Below are 16843 nucleotides of genomic sequence, written 5' to 3'. Positions count from 1 at the left end.
GTTTTCCAGTTCTATGCCAGAGAGATGACTTCTCTAAACTGGCATTACCTTGCCTATTCCAGAATTCACGAATAGGTAATTGTTACTAAGCATTTATTATTGAAACACTATTTCAAGTAGCAAGACGGTTTAGCATCAGGAACCCATTTAGATGAAAATCAGCCACAAATTGATGACAGGTTACTTAGCCGTTGCTCTACTTGTTGAAGTGGTTGGATATGTCGGAATTAAAGGAACGAATAATCTTGAAAAAAAGTACAACGAAGTTATTAATAGAACAATTCCTTTTCACTATGAGTTAGAGCGGTTGCAATATGTTTCGGATACAGTAGTTTTGTATACTAAAGAATTAGAATTCCAAGAAATAGAAAGAAATCTATCTGCAAAAGATATTGTATCGACGCAAAAATATCAAAAGGTGGAGACTAGCCAGGAAAATTATCGCAAGGCTCTGAATGATTATAAAGAATTAGCGAACTATTTTTTCCCATCTGAACAAGGATTGCCAGAAGAAATCCAAACTTCAGGTGAGAGACTTTTAAAATTATCCAATGAGGTAATCGGCTTAAAAAAGCAGGGAAAGGTAACTCCAGAGTTACTGGCAAAAGAAAACGAACTGGAAAAAACCAGCCAACAATTTATAGGAACTATTAACCAAAAAATTCAGGCTCAATCGCAAGAGTTGGAAACGGAAAGAAAGAAGATTCATGAAATTCTGCTCTTGACCGACAGAATGATATTTGGCGTCGGTTTATCTACCGTCTTAATCGCTATACTTCTTGGTCTTTCTATCTCGCGGTCTATATTGAGTCGGCTAAACAAACTCAAAGCGGCTGCGGTAGAGATAGGCAAGGGCAAGCTAGAGACAAAAATAGACGTTTCCACCAAAGATGAGCTGAGCGCCTTAGCTGATGCTTTCAATAAAATGGCTGAGGATTTGCGGCAGAAAACAGCGGATGTAATCAATGTTTGTGAAAGCATGGTGGAATCTCTGATCGTGGTAACGCCCGATACCATGATTCAGTCAGTTAATAAAGCAACCTGCGAACTTTTGGGGTATCACAAAGAGGAATTAATTGGGCAACCGATAGGAGTTATTTTCGCCGATGAAAAATTTCCTTTCACAGCGTCGGAGTTGGATGATTTAACTCAAAAAAGGGTTGTCCGAGATGCGGAAAAAATTTACCTGTCCAAAGACGGGAGAAGAATCTCGGTGCTGTTTTCCTGTGCAGCGATCGCAAGCGTATCGGATAGAATTCAGGGAATCGTTTGTGTAGCCCAAGATATCACGGAACGGCAGCGAGCGGAGTTGGCGATCAAACAAGCGAAAGAAGAACTAGAAATTAGAGTTGAGGAGCGCACAACTGAGTTAAAGCGTGCAATTGGGCAATTTCAGGGCGAGATTGTCGAGCGTCAGCGGGTAGAGGAAGCACTGCGCGAAAGCGAGGAGCGGTTTCGGACACTGATACAGGAGCTTCACGTCGGCGTTTTACTGCAAGGAGCCAACGCAGAAATCCTGCTGAGCAATCAAGCGGCTATCGACCTTCTCGGTATCACTGACAGCCAACTGCTGGGGAAAACTTCCTTCGATCTGAATTGGAATGTCATTCATGAAGATGGTACACCGTTCCCCGGAGAAACCCATCCGGTGTCGCAAGCGATCGCAACTCGTCAAGCTGTGCGGAATGTCGTGATGGGCGTTTATCGTCCCAGTGTGGGCGATCGCATCTGGCTATTAGTCAATGCCGAACCTCAGTTGGCAGCGGATGGTCGCCTTGAACAAGTAATCTGCACCTTCAGCGATATCACCAAGCGCAAGCAAGCAGAGGAAAGACTCGCGCAGCGCGAACGCTACTTATCAGCATTGGTTGAAGTTGAGCGCCGGTTGCTGACTTTTGATGGCAGCACGAATTGCTACACGGAAATATTGGTACAACTCGGACAAGCAGCAGGCGCAAGTCGCGTTTATGTATTCGAGAACCATCGTTCGCAAATAGGCAACTTGCTGATGAGTCAGCGTGCGGAGTGGTGTGCCGAGGGCGTTCGCCCAGAAATTGACAATCCGGCGCTGCAAAACCTTTCTTATGACGACTTCTTCCCCCGCTGGGCATATTTGCTAGAAAAAGGTGACATTGTTGCCGGAATTGTCGCTGAATTACCCGAATCAGAGCGTTTTATCTTAGAACCTCAGGGAATTCTTTCCATCCTAATTTTGCCCATCATGGTTAAGGGCGAATTCTTCGGGTTTATCGGCTTTGACAACTGCATAGAAGCGCGTGCTTGGGAACCTTTGGAAATCAACCTGCTGCGTGCAGCGGCAGCCGCCATCTCTCTTACTCAAGAACGCAAGCAAGCAGAGGAAGCAGTAACACGCCTTGCCGGGATTTTGGAAGCAACGAGTGATTTCGTAGGCAGTGCGGACAATCGAGGACGCGCATTTTACATTAACCAGGCAGGTCGTCGCTTGGTCGGAATTCCTCTCGAAGAGGATATCTCAAACCTCAGTGTTGCCAGTTGCCACCCGAAATGGGCGGGTCAAATCATCTTGGAGGAGGGAATTCCTAGTGCGATTCGCGATGGCGTCTGGTGTGGCGAAACTGCACTTTTGACCCGCGACAAACGGGAGATTCCAGTTTTGCAGCTGATTATTGCCCACAAGAAGCTGGATGGAAGCGTTGACTTTCTTTCTACCATCTCCCGCGATATTAGCGATCGCAAGCAAGCAGAAAACGCTCTCAAACAGCTCAACGCAGACTTAGAAAAACGAGTCCTTGAGCGTACAGCAGAATTAAACAATGCGATCGCGCAATTGGAGGGCGAGATCGCCGAGCGCAAGTGGGCAGAGGAGGAATTGGAAAAATCCCTGTCGCTGCTAAAGGCGACGCTCGAATCAACTGCTGATGGGATTCTCGTAGTTGACAAAGTCGGAAAAATAGCCAGTTTCAATCAAAAATTTGTCCAAATGTGGCGCATTCCCGATTCCATCGTCGCGGCACGGAATAGCGACCAAGCCTTAGCATTTGTCCTAGAGCAGCTAAAAAACCCGGAGAGCTTCATCACCAAAGTTCAGGAACTCTATGGCGAACCCGACGCAGAAAGCTACGACCTCCTTGAATTTAAAGATAGAAGAATCTTCGAGCGCTATTCCCAGCCTCAACGGATTGCGGGAAAAGTCGTCGGTAGAGTGTGGAGCTTCCGCGATGTCACCGAGCGCCAACAGGCAGAAGAAACCATCCGCTATCAAGCGTTACACGACCTGCTGACTGGCTTGCCGAACCGGATGCTATTCAATGAGCGGCTGTCTGTGTCCTTGGCGTATGCACGTCAAAGCCAAAGTACGCTTGCCGTAATGTTTTTGGATTTGGATCGTTTTAAGACGATTAACGATACATTGGGGCACGCTTTTGGCGATCGCTTGTTGCAAAGCGTGACTGAACGAATGATCGGCTGTCTGGGGGAGGATGACACCGTTGCCCGCTGGGGAGGGGATGAATTTACCCTACTGATCCCCCAAATTCGTTGTAAAGAGGACGCTGCTAAGATTGCCCAGAAAATCTTGGAAGCTTTAAAGCCAGAATTTTATTTAGAAGGGCACTCCCTGCATATCAGTAGCAGTATTGGGATTGCACTTTATCCCAGTGATGGCACAGATGCTGAAACGCTTTTGAGAAACGCCGATGCTGCCTTGTATCGTGCCAAAGAACAAGGTCGGAATAACTATCAATTTTATAATCCAGCAATGAATTCTCAGAATTCTGAGTTATTGGTACTCGAAAACGATTTGCACCATGCTCTAGAACGGGGAGAATTTGTCGTTTACTACCAACCTCAAGTCAATACAACGACTGGAGAAATTACCCATGTTGAAGCCCTGTTGCGCTGGCAACATCCAAAATTTGGGCTAGTTTCTCCAGGAATATTTATTCCCCTAGCGGAAGAAACCGGACTCATCGTACCAATTGGGGAATGGGTGTTAAAGACTGCCTGCGCTCAAAATAAAGCTTGGCACGATGCAGGAATTGCCGACTTACAAGTGGCGGTTAACCTTTCTGCCCGACAGTTTCAGGAACCCGATTTAGTCAAAATGGTGACGCGAGTTTTGGAAGAAACTGGACTAGAAGCGCAATTTTTGGAGTTGGAAATTACTGAAACAATCACGATGCAAAATGTAGAATTTACCCGAAAAACTTTGAGCGAATTGCATCGGCTAGGAGTTTACATTTCTCTAGATGATTTTGGGACGGGATATTCTTCTCTGACTTATTTGAAAAAGTTTCCCTTCCATACCTTAAAAATTGACAAATCCTTTGTTCGGGACTTGACAAGCGACCCCAATGATGCTGCCATCATTACAGCGATCGCAGCGTTAGGAAAGGTACTCAATCTGAGACTGGTTGCGGAAGGCGTGGAAACAGAAGCGCAAAAAGATTTCTTGCAAAATCTCCAATGCGAACAGATGCAAGGCTACTTTTTCTGGCGACCCCAAGCAGCTGAGGAGATTACTAAAATACTCGAAAAATCTTTCTCAAAGATAGCCAAGCATTCAAGTTGTGTATCCGTTGCTAACTGTTCCTGTAGCTTTAGACTTTCAGCGGAAGCGATTCGATGAGGGCTTGGGATGGATTTGGAAGCGATCGCACAAAACTTAAATATTTTCGTTTTGCTCATGACGGAGTAGGCAACTCAAACAGTAGCTTTAACCAAGTAACAAAGATGAGCGCGATCGCACAATCGTAACGTAGCACTTGTGCTGTGATTGCCTGCCCCATAGGCATTCCTGGTGTTTGTTGCCAAGCTAGCCAACTGTGGATCAAGGCTTTGGGACGGTGAACTAATGTATAGCAATTGAGGCAATCCTGTTCAATTTCTTGCAAAATTGCTTCTGCTTTCGGACGCAAGGCATCATTTTGTGGGATTAGATGGGCAACGAAATCTTCTAAAATTCCCGGAATTTGATTATCTGGCATCAGCCAAACCCCTACTCGTGGTAAGTCTGGCGGAGCATAAATCCAGCCTTCAGCAGGTGGAGATTTGGGAATGTCTTTGTAGCCACTTGCACTCAGGCGATCGCGTACCGCTTGCCATCGTGCCAGTAAGTCTTGATCGGCATCCACTACAATTCCTAATGTACGCAAGTTTTCTTGTTTCAGTTTTAAAGGCAAGCTCATCAAAAGTGCTTCTATTCCTGGATCTTCATCTTCTTGAGGCACTTCTACAGAAAAGGTTTCTGGAAGTTTATGTTGTTCGCACAAAGCCCAAATAACGTGTCGGTCATTCTTTCCTTCAACCAATAATTGCTGCGGTTTTGGTTTAGGTGGTTTTCGTGATAAAGGCATCAACGCACCTCAATACTTTGGCGCACAGCAATAGATAATTCATCAGGAGTGTATTCAACAGCACGTATATTTTCATCCTTCCGGCTTAAGCGAAATAACTTTCCTATTGAGCTATCTTTTGTTTGAGCCAAAGATTCTTGAAATGCAGTTATACAGTCCCAACTATGGGTAGTAGCAAATACTTGAATGTTCAACCGTTGTGATATTTCTAATATTAAACGCCACATATCAGTTTGCGTCTGATAGTGAAGACCTGTATCAATCTCATCTACAATTAAAAACCCGTTTTCAACTGTCACTGCTGCCATAGCTAGAGTTAGAATCCGGCGCATCCCATCACCCATACTACCTAAAGGAATTGGGTTAGGCTGTCCGCGCAGCTTGACTAGGATGCCACTGTTAAAAGTCTGTCGGCTAGTGAAATTAATGCGCTCTATAGCTGGCTCCAGAATTTGCAATGCTTCTATTATGCTGTTTTCTTTGGGGGTGAGTGTTATTTTGTCCCATAAAGCAGCTAATTGCTCAAAGCTCATCATACCAGTTGTCAAAAACAGGCTTTTAATACTAGTCTTTAAAAAGACACTGGATGGCGCTTGTTTTAGTAATTGAAAGGAGCGTGATTCAATCGAGCCATCCTCATCGATAGATATATCCTGTCTTGTAGCTCGCTCGTCTGAAATGTAAATAAATACAAGGTTAAAAGCATCTGTATCAATATCATCTTGTTCACTTATGCCTTCATCCTCAGAATGTAAATCCTTCTGAACTGAAGGAAATAGGCCGATGCTAAGTGAAAGGGAAAGGGGGCTTTCTTGCCGCGATTTAAAATGAATGTCTTGTTCAGGCTGAAACTGATGGCTATGAAAGATATGTCTAATTTGATATCGATTCAAGCGATGTATTACTTCGCCAGATTCACGTATAAAAAGCTGTTCAGCAAACTCACCTCGCTTATCTAGTAAATCCAGAAGAAGCGAGGGGCTATTCTGATTAACTAACAGACAAACTGCTTCCAGTAGACTGGTTTTCCCGCTGTTGTTCATGCCGACCAGAAGATTGACACGCGCCAAACCGTCGATATAGAAATCCTTGAAGCAGCGATAGTTTTGGATAGTGAGATCGCGTAACATAGATTCTTCTGCTGTGCAGCGGTTGTTATCTTCTATATTAAGGGGCAGTGGTAGATTCGATGACGGCTTCGGCTTGGTGAACTAAGCTTCTCAACTTATCCACCATTTCTTGATTGACGTTTTGCCACAAACCGCGCTGATTCGCTTCTAGCAACCGTTCTGCCATATCTCGCAATGCCCAAGGATTCTTCTGCTGGATGAAATCCTGCACAGATTGGTCGAATAAGTACGCTTCTGCAACTCCTTGATACATGAAATCTTCCACACAATTTGCTGTGGCATCATAAGCAAAGAGATAATCCACGGTTGCTGCCATTTCAAATGCACCTTTGTAACCGTGGCGCATGACTCCAGCAATCCATTTTGGATTCACGACACGAGAACGATATACTCGCGCAATTTCTTCTCGCAGTTGCCGCACTTTTGGGTTTTCAGGAAGGGAATTATCCCCAAAGTAAGTTTGAGGATTTTTGCCACTCATTGCCCGAACTGCTGCTGTTAAACCGCCTTGAAATTGATAGTAATCATCTGAATCTAATAAATCGTGTTCCCGGTTATCTTGATTGTGCAATACGATTTGCATCTGGCGTAGACGCTGCTCAAAGGCTTCTGGAGCGGCGATTCCCCCTAAACCTCTTTTGTTCAGGGAAGGAGAAGAAACAGCTCCTGGAACTCCTTTTGACGAGGGAGGCGAGGAATCTGCGGTGCTAGTGTAGGCGTAACTACTCCAGTTGATGTAGGCACGGGCTAAATCTTCGTCATCTGTCCAGTTTTGGGCTTCGATTAAGCCTTGCAATCCCGCACCGTAGGCACCAGGTTTAGAACCAAAGATGCGATAGCGCGATCGCATTTCTGCTTGTTCCTGATTTAACCCCGCCGCTTCCCATAACTTGGTTTCTTGTTTAACTTGCGCGGCTAAGGGGTTTTGTTCTGGCGGTTCATCCAACGCTGCGACTGCTGCCACTGCTTGATCGAATAGATCGATTAAGTTTGGAAAAGCATCGCGGAAAAAGCCAGAGATTCGCAGCGTGACATCGACGCGAGGACGCTTTAAGACAGAAATTGGCAAAATTTCAAAATCCACCACCCGCCGCGACGGACTATCCCACACGGGTTGTACTCCTAACAATGCCAGTGCTTCTGCCAAATCATCGCCGCCAGTCCGCATCGTGGAAGTTCCCCATACGGATAATCCGAGTGTTTTGGGATACTCGCCGTTTTCTTGCGTATATCGTTCAATTAAGGCTTCTGCTGCTTTCCGCCCGACCAGCCAAGCGGTTTCTGTGGGAATTGCCCGAATATCAACTGAGTAAAAATTGCGACCCGTAGGCAGAACGTCTGGGCGTCCTCGTGTTGGTGCGCCAGATGCCCCGCTGGGGACAAAACGCCCATCTAAACCTCGCAATAGGTTGGCGATTTCTTGGGTGGTTTGTTGCAGGGAAGGGAGGAGGGAGTTGCGTATCCACTCCAGTTCTTTTTGCGTGGCAGTGCCTACCCCACCCCAACCCGGTTGGTTAACGGGGAGGGGGCAAGAGGGGGCGGAAACGGAGGGGGCGGTAAATAGATATTCCACCAAGTTAGCTGCTTGTTGTTCTAATGCTTCAACTGCGTCACCGACAGTTCGATAGGCTGCAATTGTATGCTCGTTGCCCCCCCTACTGTTCACAGGGGGGGGTTCCGCGCTGCTAGGAAGCGGTTGAGCGGGATCGGCTGTCAGGGGGTCGAAATCTAAACCCCAATCTTGGGCGATCGCGCGAGTTAAACCGATACGATGAGTACCGGGATGACGAGCGATCGCTACTATTAAATCTCTGAGTTGTCGCCCCTGCGGACATTGCCCAAAAATGTGCAAACCATCTCGAATTTGAGCCTCTTTTAATTCGCACAGATACCCATCAGCGCGGGTAAGGAAATTTTGGATTTCCTCACTTCTGTTGTTAAGAGTTTCTAGCCCTAAATCCTGATGGAGGTTTTCTTCAAGGATTAGCTGAGTGATGCGATCGCTTATCACTGGCAGGCGCGACGGATCTAAACTCTGGGCTTCATAATACTCGTCAATTAATCCTTCCAATTGCTGCAAAGAACCATAAAGTTCAGCGCGAGTCATCGGCGGCGTTAAATGGTCAATAATTACCGCTTGGGCGCGACGTTTAGCTTGCGAACCTTCGCCAGGGTCATTGACAATAAAAGGATAAAGATGAGGCAACGCCCCAAACGCCACCTCTGGATAACAATTTTCAGACAGAGCAACACTTTTCCCCGGCAACCATTCCAAATTCCCATGTTTCCCCACATGAACGATTGCATCAGCCCCAAAATGTTGTCGCACCCAATAGTAGAAAGCGAGATAACTATGAGGCGGTTCCAAATCCGGAGCGTGATAATTCAAACTAGGGTCAATATCGTAACCCCGCGCTGGTTGAATCCCCACAAACACATTACCTAGATAAATACCAGGAATTGGGAATTCTGAAACGGAACCCGTTAGATCGATAAATCTCTCTTCCCTCTCTTCCTTTGCGCCCTTCGCGTCTAAAGCGCTAACGCGCATGGCTTTGCTAGTGCGGTTCATCTCCAAAACCGAACTCCAGCGATCGCAAATTCCCTTCTGCACTCCCACAGGCAACGTCGCAAAATACTCCTGATACTCTTCCCCGCAGACAAATTGCCCGACTGGGCGCGATCGCCCCTCCGGATCGTTCGTCACCCCAGCCGTTAAACGCCCAATCAATTCATCTCCCGTTGCTGGGATATCTTCAACCTGATACCCAGCCAACTGCAACGCCTTGAGGATTTCTACACAACTTGCTGGGGTATCCAACCCAACACCATTGGCAAGACGCCCATCTCGGTTGGGATAATTAGCCAAAATTAGGGCAATTCGCCGCTCAGATGGTGGCGTTTGGCGTAGTTTTACCCAATTAGAGGCTAAGTCAGCAACGAACTCAATGCGATCGCGTACTGGCTCATAAACCACCACATCCGTTTCCAACTGAGGATTCCGGGTTTGCACCGCCTTAAACGAAACCGCACGGCTAATAATCCGCCCATCCACTTCTGGTAGCGCTACATTCATCGCCATATCCCGTGGCGATAGCCCCTGAAACCCAGATTCCCACTGTTCCACCGTGCCACCGCTGAGGATTACCTGCAACACTGGTACATCTAAGGTGCTGAGTGCTAATGGCTCATCGCTAATCGTTAATTTTTGACCATTCGCGCTTGGCAATGAGCTAATCGCAAAGCTGGTAGTACTGAGCAAAACTTGTATGGGTTCTGCATCTTTGGGTTGGAAGTATTGCAACGCCTCTACCTGGACATCCGGATCTCGCAGGGAAGAGACAAAAACGGGGACGGGTTCTAATTTTCGAGCAGCTAAAGCTTGGCAAAGAGCATCAATGACTGCTGTATTTCCAGCTAAATAATGAGCGCGATAGAACAAAATTCCAACTTTTGGCTTTAATTTCTCCTTCAACCCCTCTCCAGCAAGGAGAGAGGCGTCATTCTCCCCCTGCCCTCGTAGGGAAGGGGGCTGGGAAGTTAGGTTTTTCTGATTGTCTTCCTCATCCCTCATTTCCCATTGATAAAGCCCCACGCGAGGAACTTGTTGGGGTGGGAGTGGATTGTAACGACCTTCTAGACAAACATCAGCAATAAATTTTAGGGCGTTGGCGAAATTTTCCCCGCCCCCTTCGATGAGGTAGCGCCACAACTGGTTAACAACTGATAGAGAAACAGTAGAATGACTGATTAAATCAGGATCTGGGCGATCGTCTCCTGGCAAGACAATCAATGCTGCACCCGTTCGCTGCACTGTCTCGCGTACTACTTCTAACCCGTAAGACCAGTAAGAACGTCCTCCCAGTAGCCGTAGAATAATTACCTGTGCCTGCTCTAGCACTTCCTCAGCGTAAGTATCAATACTGAGCTGTTGCTGCAACTGCAAGAGATTGACGACTCGTAGCGCTGGAAATCCCTCTGGCAATTTGGATACTGCTGCGGCGAGAGTTTGAATATCGGTGTCAGCTGCGGTGAGAAGGACGATCGGGGCAGGGGTTTGTTCGATAAAAATGACGCCTTCAGCGTCAGGATTCCATCCCCCAGGAGTAGCGGCTAGACGATGCATAATAGCGATTTTAGATTTTAGATTGGCTCTTGAGATTCGCTCTTGCCAAGGTATGACTTTCTCATACTTGGCTGAAAGTGGATTGCTCAAAGCTCATGGTTCGTTGTTCAATGTTCATGGCATTTGACGATAAACCATGAACCAAAATTCCCAAGGATTAAACGCGCTGAGTCAAGGTCTGATTGTATCTTGTCAGGCTCCGGTTGACTCGCCTTTACATGAGCCATCGGTAATTGCCGCGATCGCGCAAGCGGCGATCCTCAACGGAGCTGTCGGTGTCAGAATTGATACACCCGCTCATGTAAAAGCAGTCCGGGAACGGCTAAAATCACCGATTATCGGGCTGTGGAAACAACAGATACCGGGGTACGAAGTCTATATTACGCCGCAGTTTGAACACGCGGAAGCGATCGCTCAAGCCGGTGCGGACATTATTGCCATTGACGCTACTTTACGCGATCGCCCAGACGCGGAAACAGTAGAAACACTCATTACCCGGATTCACGATGAATTAGGCAAGCCGGTGATGGCTGATGTGGATACGATAGAGAGCGCGATCGCTGCTGCTGCGGCTGGTGCAGACATTGTCGGTACCACGCTCTATGGTTACACTGCCCAAACGAAAAATCTGGCTCCTCCCGGCTTCGATCTTCTCGCCCAAATAGTCGAACAGCTAAGCGTTCCAGCAATTTGTGAAGGCGGCATTGCCTCACCGCAGCAAGCTAAACACGCCTTGGAATTAGGAGCTTATGCTGTTGTCGTCGGTACCGCAATTACAGGTATAGATTACAACGTAAAGGTGTACCGTGCTGCTTTCCCAAGTTCCCAAAAATCATAATTTTTAGCTAAAAATGATTGTAATAATTAAAACTTTGGCTACTTAATTATCAGTATTTCTCGTGAAATAGCAGTTTCTCTCTAGATTTAGTCTCAGCACGTAGGTAATTATTGGGATATACTTCTTTAGGTAGAGGCATACAAAGATTGCTCTAGTTATCTTTGTGGTCTAAAAAATTGTGAATGTGCCAGGGCGCTACCTAGGGTAATTTTTATGCACGCTTTACCACGAGTTATCAGGAAAACCGGCTTTTTATGGGCGTTGGTTGCAGTAGGTGCATTTCAGGGATTGCTGATTACCTGGATGCTGCCAACCCAAAGTTTGAACTTTAACAATCCGCCCCAATCGGTGCGTGCGGGAAATCGGTAGTTAAGTGCAAAAACAAAAATACCCTCGATGCCTCGAAGGTATAACCAGAAAAAGTATTTTAGGTAGATTTGGCGGCACCCGCGCAACAACTAACCCGCCGCCAGTTGACGCCGCTTCACAATCACCATCGTGTTTCCCACGACTGGACTACGGGCTAGCACGTCGCCTTGAGAATCGGCGAGTTGTAGCTTGCTGAAGTCGAGTTCTCTAGCACGTTGCAGCATTTCAGAAGCTAATTTGTCCTGCTTAGAGACAGAGAGATTGTACCAAGCATCTCCTACCTTCACGATTAGCAAACTGCCTGGAAAGTTAGCTTCAATCGACTGAATCAGCCCATTTTCATATTGGCTGGTAATTTCAGTGACTCGATTTTGGATAGAGGCAATCAGGTTTTGCTCTGGAGTCAGCACTGGGGGAGGCGGCGTCACCGTTTCCACGGGTTCCGGTGCTTCAGGCGCTTTTAATTCCGGTGGAGTGGTGATTTGTGAAGGCGGAAGATTCGCCACGTCAGTCGGAGGCTTCCCAGGTATCAGGGGGGCTGTTGTCCAGAGTACTACGAGAAGAACGCCTGCGATCGCGCCCGACAAAGCCGTATTCGACAGCTTTTGACTGATTGATTCCGGCAGAATTGAGCGGATTCTCGCCAGCGTCGCATTCCACAACATCACAAAGCGCATCCAACTCTGACGGAACCTCTCTAGAGGACTCGGCGTCGGTGGCAAAGGCACCACCTCAGCAGGGGGTGTCTCTGGTGCTGGCGTGTCGGCAGAGGTTTCCAGGGCTGACGTCTCTGTAGCCAATGCTGGTGCTTCTGGCGTCACTTCTGGCGTTACTTCTGGCGTCAGCTCTGTCACCCCCTCAGTAGGTTGAAATACCACCTTTTCCGGAGGAGAAGGAGTCCTTGAGGGTAACTGTTCGGTAGGTTCTGCCTCCAGTTTTTCGACAACCCCTTCCAGTAGCTGAATTGTGCCACGCAGAGTTTTAAGGCTTTGCACTTTCAGAACGGGTTGGAATCTAGCCCAAATTTGCTGGAGGGCTTTTCCCGATTGGCTTTTTGCCCCCGTGGGCGTCGGCGTTTGGGGTGCCGGTTTAGCTGAAGAAGTTGGCTGTTTCGGTTGATCTTCTGGCATCGAATTTCCCCTGAGGGCAGTGCAAATAGGTGCAATTACGGTAAATTTTTACCGAATGCTGCCTTCACAGCCCTAATCTACCACTTTGCTATTCTGCTTTAATCGACTTGCGCCCAACTTACGTAACTCTTAATCAAGTAATCCATGCCCCTTAAACGCCGTGACTTTCTAATTTTAAGTAGCCTCAGTGGCTTCGGCTTAGCTTTTTTGGTCAGAAAATTCCGCAGCCAAATCGCTCAGAGTCAAGATATCAACCCAGGAGAGACGTCAAAAACCTCCCCTTCCTCCAACTTAGGCTCCAAATCGACAACCGTTAGTTCATCACAATCCCCTCTCCTGCGGTTTGTCTCCGTCGCTGACACCGGCACTGGTTCGGCAAGCCAGTATGCTGTAGCAGCGTCAATGGCTCGTTACCACGCGCTAAAGCCCTTTGATTTAGCAATTCTTGCGGGTGACAATATTTACAACAACGGTGAAATCGAGAAAATTGTCGATGTCTTTGAGCGCCCCTATCAAGCTTTATTGCGGCGCGGAGTAAAATTTCAGGCGGTTCTTGGCAATCACGACATCCGCACCGATAACGGAGAACCCCAAGTGCGCTATCCAGGCTTTAATATGCAGGGACAACGCTACTACACATTCCGCCGCAACCCCGTACAATTTTTTGCTTTAGATACTAATGAGAATGCTGACTGGGAAACTCAACTAAAATGGTTAGAAAAAGAACTCACTCGCAGTAATGCCCCTTGGAAAGTAGTTGTTGGTCATCACCAAATTTATTCATCGGGTGCATACGGGGTTAATCAACCCTTTATACAAACCTTGACGCCACTATTTAAAAAGTACGGAGTGCAACTTTACATCAACGGTCACGACCACCATTATGAGCGCACTCAGCCCATCAATGGTACTACCTACCTCATCTGTGGGGCAGGGGCAGGACTCCGCCCGGTGGAACGTTCAGAATGGACGGCGCATTCTGCCAGTCAATTAAGTTTTGCAGCATTTAATGTATATCCAGACAGAATAATCATTAGCGGTATCGGCACCGATAACCGTATTTTCGACCAAGGCATCATTCCTCTGCACTCAGCCTGATTCAAACTATGAAAGTCAAGCGCTTGAAAGTAAAATACCTGTTGTGTACTACTTTCCCAATCTTGTCATATATGAGCAGCTAGATGTCGATGGGCAACAGAGCCTTTATTGTGATGCGATCGCTTATATCTTTAAGGCATACTATCCTTAATATTGAGCTAGATTAATGGATAGGAGGAAATACGCGATCGCATCTAGTTCATCCACCTATTTCACTGCGAGTCACTAACTTTTTTGCCTCCGAATAAGACGAAATATTTTATTTTCTTAAAAAAGATGAAAAGGAACAATAATCATGAAATTGCAGAATCCCAAAATTAGATTATTCCTTCTCGTCTTAGCTTGTGCAATTATTTTCAGTATTCAATCCTTATCTTTAGCACAAAAAGATGCTCAACTAGCCACCGAACCGATTACTTCACCTGCGTCCCAATTACTCGCTCAACAAAACGGGCAGTTAATTATTACTCAAGTAAATCGTGAGTTTCAGATAAATTTAAACGAAACCGCTATTTTACCTGATGAAAATATTTGGGTGAAATTTACTGACATCACAGAAGATTCGCGCTGTCCTATTAATGTCCAGTGTTTTTGGGCGGGACGAGCAAAAATCGTGGTAAATATTTGGAAAGACAGTCAAAATACAGGAGATTTTGTTTTGACCACTGGTGGCGGAAATCCAGCATTAGCAGTTCAAAACTTTGACAGCAACTATAATATTAAGTTTGTAGACCTTCAGCCAGCTCCCATTAGTGGATCAGAAACTCAAAAATCAGCTTATACTGCTGCTCTCGTGATTTCTAAAACAACAGACAAGATTTAGTCTTGTAACTTGCGTAGGCAGGTTTCATTTGTGTAGGTGCGGTTTCAACCATCCCTGCAAGAGGTGAGGGATTCTGACCCGCTGGCATATCGCAATTCAAATACGATTGCTATAGCATTTTTTAACTATAACCATATCAAATTAGAAGCAAATAACTAAAAGATGAAGCACATAAACATTATTATTTCTAGCATTCTTCTAACTACGAGCCTGACGGCTACAGCAGCCTACAGTCAAAGCGTTTCCCCACGCCCAACTCTACTTCCCACATCCAGCCCTATTCCAAATTCAAATCAAATTAAACCCAACAACTGGGAGATAAATGTAAAAGAAATTTTAGAAACTCCTAATTTGGCTGACTGCAAATTTTGGATGATGCTTGGGGTAATCCTCGCTGCTGGAAGCCTGGGTGGGTTAGTCTACGAACTGCTCAATCTCCAGGGAAATATTGAGTTACCTCATAAGCCGACCGATGATGATTTAGCAGTAAAGTTTGCCTATGCTCATTCTACAAATGTGATTGATTTAGGGGTAGTGGCACGGTTACTCATTGGTGCCCTTGCTGCACCTCCAGCTATCGCGATTGTCCGACCAGAAACGGCTTTTATCCTGTTAGCAACCTCCGCAGTTGCTGGTTCCGCAGGTACTTTGATCTTTCGCGCTCTACAGGATCGGTTATTGGTCGCGGTACTTCAAACTGGGATAAACGAGGTCACTGCAAGAAGTATTAAACCGCAACAACCAATCGATGAAGCAATTAAAGATTTTGACAAGCTAGTACAAGAAGTGAGAAAGCATTCAGAAAGTCCCAGAGGATTGACTGAGCTAAAGTTTACCAGAGACGCGACTTTAGACCCCAGCGACTTCGAGGAAGTCAGCCAACATTTGAATCAAATTCAAGGAGTAAATCCTAAAGTTGACGAGGCGATTGAGATTTTTAAAGAGCTGGTGGAGGAAGTGCGAAAGCACTCCGAAAGTCCTAGCGGGACTACTAAACTAAAGATTACGAAGGGTACCGTTTTACCATTTGAGCATTTACAGAAGATAAAAACACTTTTGTGGCAAGCTAAAAAAGACACGGAAACGACTACATCCGCAAATGATAGCACTGCTGAATTAGCATCTAAGCCGACGCCACCCGCAGAAGGCAGTACTTCTTCTCACAACTGAAATAAATTCAAGCACACGGATAAGCTAATCCTGCCAGATGCAGTTGCCTTGAAAAAACAGAATTAACACTACTTGTAATAAAACTTTACAGTAAAATCTTGTCGTTCGATCTCTTGAGTTTTGTTAGTTAACCAGTAGGGGTATTGTAGTCTAATAGAAATAGAATTATTAGGTTGTTAATATATTAAGTTTAAACGTATGCAGGCTGGATGATATTTGTTCAATCTATCGGAAGAGTGAATTATTTGAACAATTTGTAATAAGGCAACATCTGTCTAGAGAGCGGTTTAGCTGATAAGCCAAATGAAGTAAATATAGGATTGCTAAACCTAATGAGATTGTGTTCTATGCAACCAAATTATTTTACGAAAGGACTTTCAACTGTAGGACGTTGGCTGGCTACAACGCTGTTTTGCGTGTCAGCGATCGCGTTTGTTTGGCAGGGTGCCTTTTTCTCGACCAGCGCAGCAATGGCTGCTCCTAGCGCAAACCTAATCGCATCTGTAGATACGAGCGACCAGGTTAAAGGAAAAGCCAATGAAGATTTGAACCGAAGCAAGAATTTCATTGACGATGTCAAAGACAAGGTAAAAGCAACTGCCAATAAGAATGCCGACCGAGTCGAGGAAGGAACGGATGGGCATGGGAATCTCATTGAGCGTAAAGCCAACAGAGATGCAGCGCGAATTGAGAAAAGAGCAGATGAAGATGCGGCTCGGACTAAGGAAGCAGTAGACAACACAAAAGGTCTTGTTGAAAAGGCTGTTGATAGCATCAAGGATGCTCTTGGTAACTAGAGAATAGTTGTTAGGGAAAGGTCAAT

General features: G+C 46.1%; 11 protein-coding genes. 7 read left to right on the top strand and 4 right to left on the bottom strand.

Going from position 1 to position 16843, the window contains the following annotated elements; translation table 11 throughout:
* Positions 1-151: 151 nt before the first annotated feature.
* Positions 152-4609 carry an EAL domain-containing protein gene (locus tag NDI44_RS25340; protein ID WP_348235332.1) on the top strand — a complete coding sequence of 1486 codons (4458 nt, stop codon included), beginning with the start codon at positions 152-154 and terminating at the stop codon, positions 4607-4609.
* A 55-nt stretch (positions 4610-4664) separates the two neighbouring features.
* Here the strand turns inward: NDI44_RS25340 and NDI44_RS25335 are convergent, their stop codons facing one another.
* The 3 genes from NDI44_RS25335 to cobN are packed head-to-tail and all read right to left on the bottom strand — an operon-like array spanning position 4665 to position 10592.
* Positions 4665-5336 (bottom strand): DUF3226 domain-containing protein, encoded by a 672-nt coding sequence (locus NDI44_RS25335; protein ID WP_190415072.1) that lies wholly within the window; start codon positions 5334-5336, stop codon positions 4665-4667.
* The gene (locus tag NDI44_RS25330) at positions 5336-6466 is read right to left on the bottom strand and encodes an AAA family ATPase (RefSeq protein WP_190415071.1); all 1131 of its coding nucleotides are present in this window, start codon (positions 6464-6466) and stop codon (positions 5336-5338) included. The genes NDI44_RS25335 and NDI44_RS25330 overlap by 1 nt, the downstream gene beginning before the upstream one ends.
* Positions 6467-6503: 37 nt before the next feature.
* On the bottom strand, positions 6504-10592 hold the full coding sequence (cobN, locus tag NDI44_RS25325) for a cobaltochelatase subunit CobN (protein WP_190415085.1): 4089 nt from the start codon (positions 10590-10592) through the stop codon (positions 6504-6506).
* 136 nt (positions 10593-10728) lie between these two features.
* Here cobN and NDI44_RS25320 point away from each other — a divergent pair, with 136 nt between their 5' ends.
* Together NDI44_RS25320 and NDI44_RS25315 are read left to right on the top strand one after the other, a co-directional pair.
* Positions 10729-11430 (top strand): N-acetylmannosamine-6-phosphate 2-epimerase, encoded by a 702-nt coding sequence (locus tag NDI44_RS25320; protein WP_190415070.1) that lies wholly within the window; start codon positions 10729-10731, stop codon positions 11428-11430.
* A 213-nt stretch (positions 11431-11643) separates the two neighbouring features.
* Positions 11644-11799: a hypothetical protein gene (locus NDI44_RS25315; RefSeq protein ID WP_190415069.1), complete on the top strand. Its 156-nt coding sequence runs from the start codon at positions 11644-11646 to the stop codon at positions 11797-11799.
* Positions 11800-11888: 89 nt separating this feature from the next.
* Here NDI44_RS25315 and NDI44_RS25310 read toward each other — a convergent pair whose 3' ends face one another.
* A complete protein-coding gene (locus NDI44_RS25310; RefSeq protein ID WP_190415068.1) occupies positions 11889-12929 on the bottom strand; it encodes a hypothetical protein in 1041 nt (346 codons plus the stop codon).
* Between the two features lie 144 nt (positions 12930-13073).
* On the opposite strand from NDI44_RS25310, the gene NDI44_RS25305 reads away from it, so the two are divergent.
* From NDI44_RS25305 to NDI44_RS25290, 4 genes are all read left to right on the top strand, one after another.
* Complete coding sequence (locus NDI44_RS25305) at positions 13074-14027, top strand: metallophosphoesterase (protein ID WP_190415067.1); 954 nt, start codon at positions 13074-13076, stop codon at positions 14025-14027.
* Between the two features lie 295 nt (positions 14028-14322).
* A complete protein-coding gene (locus tag NDI44_RS25300) occupies positions 14323-14850 on the top strand; it encodes a hypothetical protein (protein ID WP_190415066.1) in 528 nt (175 codons plus the stop codon).
* Positions 14851-15012: 162 nt separating this feature from the next.
* Positions 15013-16020, top strand: a complete 1008-nt coding sequence (locus tag NDI44_RS25295) for a hypothetical protein (protein ID WP_190415065.1) — start codon at positions 15013-15015, stop codon at positions 16018-16020.
* 347 nt (positions 16021-16367) lie between these two features.
* Positions 16368-16817 carry a hypothetical protein gene (locus NDI44_RS25290; protein ID WP_190415064.1) on the top strand — a complete coding sequence of 150 codons (450 nt, stop codon included), beginning with the start codon at positions 16368-16370 and terminating at the stop codon, positions 16815-16817.
* The last annotated feature ends 26 nt before the right edge of the window (positions 16818-16843 follow it).

The organism is Trichocoleus sp. DQ-A3 (assembly GCF_039961975.1).
Classification (GTDB): domain Bacteria; phylum Cyanobacteriota; class Cyanobacteriia; order Cyanobacteriales; family FACHB-T130; genus FACHB-T130.
Note: the sequence above shows the minus strand (reverse complement) of the source record. Positions and strands in the feature narration are given on the sequence as shown.

Excerpts from the sequence above, each read along its gene's own strand:
- NDI44_RS25340 (WP_348235332.1), top strand. The coding sequence starts at position 152 with ATGAAAATCAGCCACAAATTGATGACAGGTTACTTAGCCGTTGCTCTA.
- NDI44_RS25335 (WP_190415072.1), bottom strand. The coding sequence starts at position 5,336 with ATGCCTTTATCACGAAAACCACCTAAACCAAAACCGCAGCAATTATTG.
- NDI44_RS25330 (WP_190415071.1), bottom strand. The coding sequence starts at position 6,466 with ATGTTACGCGATCTCACTATCCAAAACTATCGCTGCTTCAAGGATTTC.
- cobN (WP_190415085.1), bottom strand. The coding sequence starts at position 10,592 with ATGCATCGTCTAGCCGCTACTCCTGGGGGATGGAATCCTGACGCTGAA.
- NDI44_RS25320 (WP_190415070.1), top strand. The coding sequence starts at position 10,729 with ATGAACCAAAATTCCCAAGGATTAAACGCGCTGAGTCAAGGTCTGATT.
- NDI44_RS25315 (WP_190415069.1), top strand. The coding sequence starts at position 11,644 with ATGCACGCTTTACCACGAGTTATCAGGAAAACCGGCTTTTTATGGGCG.
- NDI44_RS25310 (WP_190415068.1), bottom strand. The coding sequence starts at position 12,929 with ATGCCAGAAGATCAACCGAAACAGCCAACTTCTTCAGCTAAACCGGCA.
- NDI44_RS25305 (WP_190415067.1), top strand. The coding sequence starts at position 13,074 with ATGCCCCTTAAACGCCGTGACTTTCTAATTTTAAGTAGCCTCAGTGGC.
- NDI44_RS25300 (WP_190415066.1), top strand. The coding sequence starts at position 14,323 with ATGAAATTGCAGAATCCCAAAATTAGATTATTCCTTCTCGTCTTAGCT.
- NDI44_RS25295 (WP_190415065.1), top strand. The coding sequence starts at position 15,013 with ATGAAGCACATAAACATTATTATTTCTAGCATTCTTCTAACTACGAGC.
- NDI44_RS25290 (WP_190415064.1), top strand. The coding sequence starts at position 16,368 with ATGCAACCAAATTATTTTACGAAAGGACTTTCAACTGTAGGACGTTGG.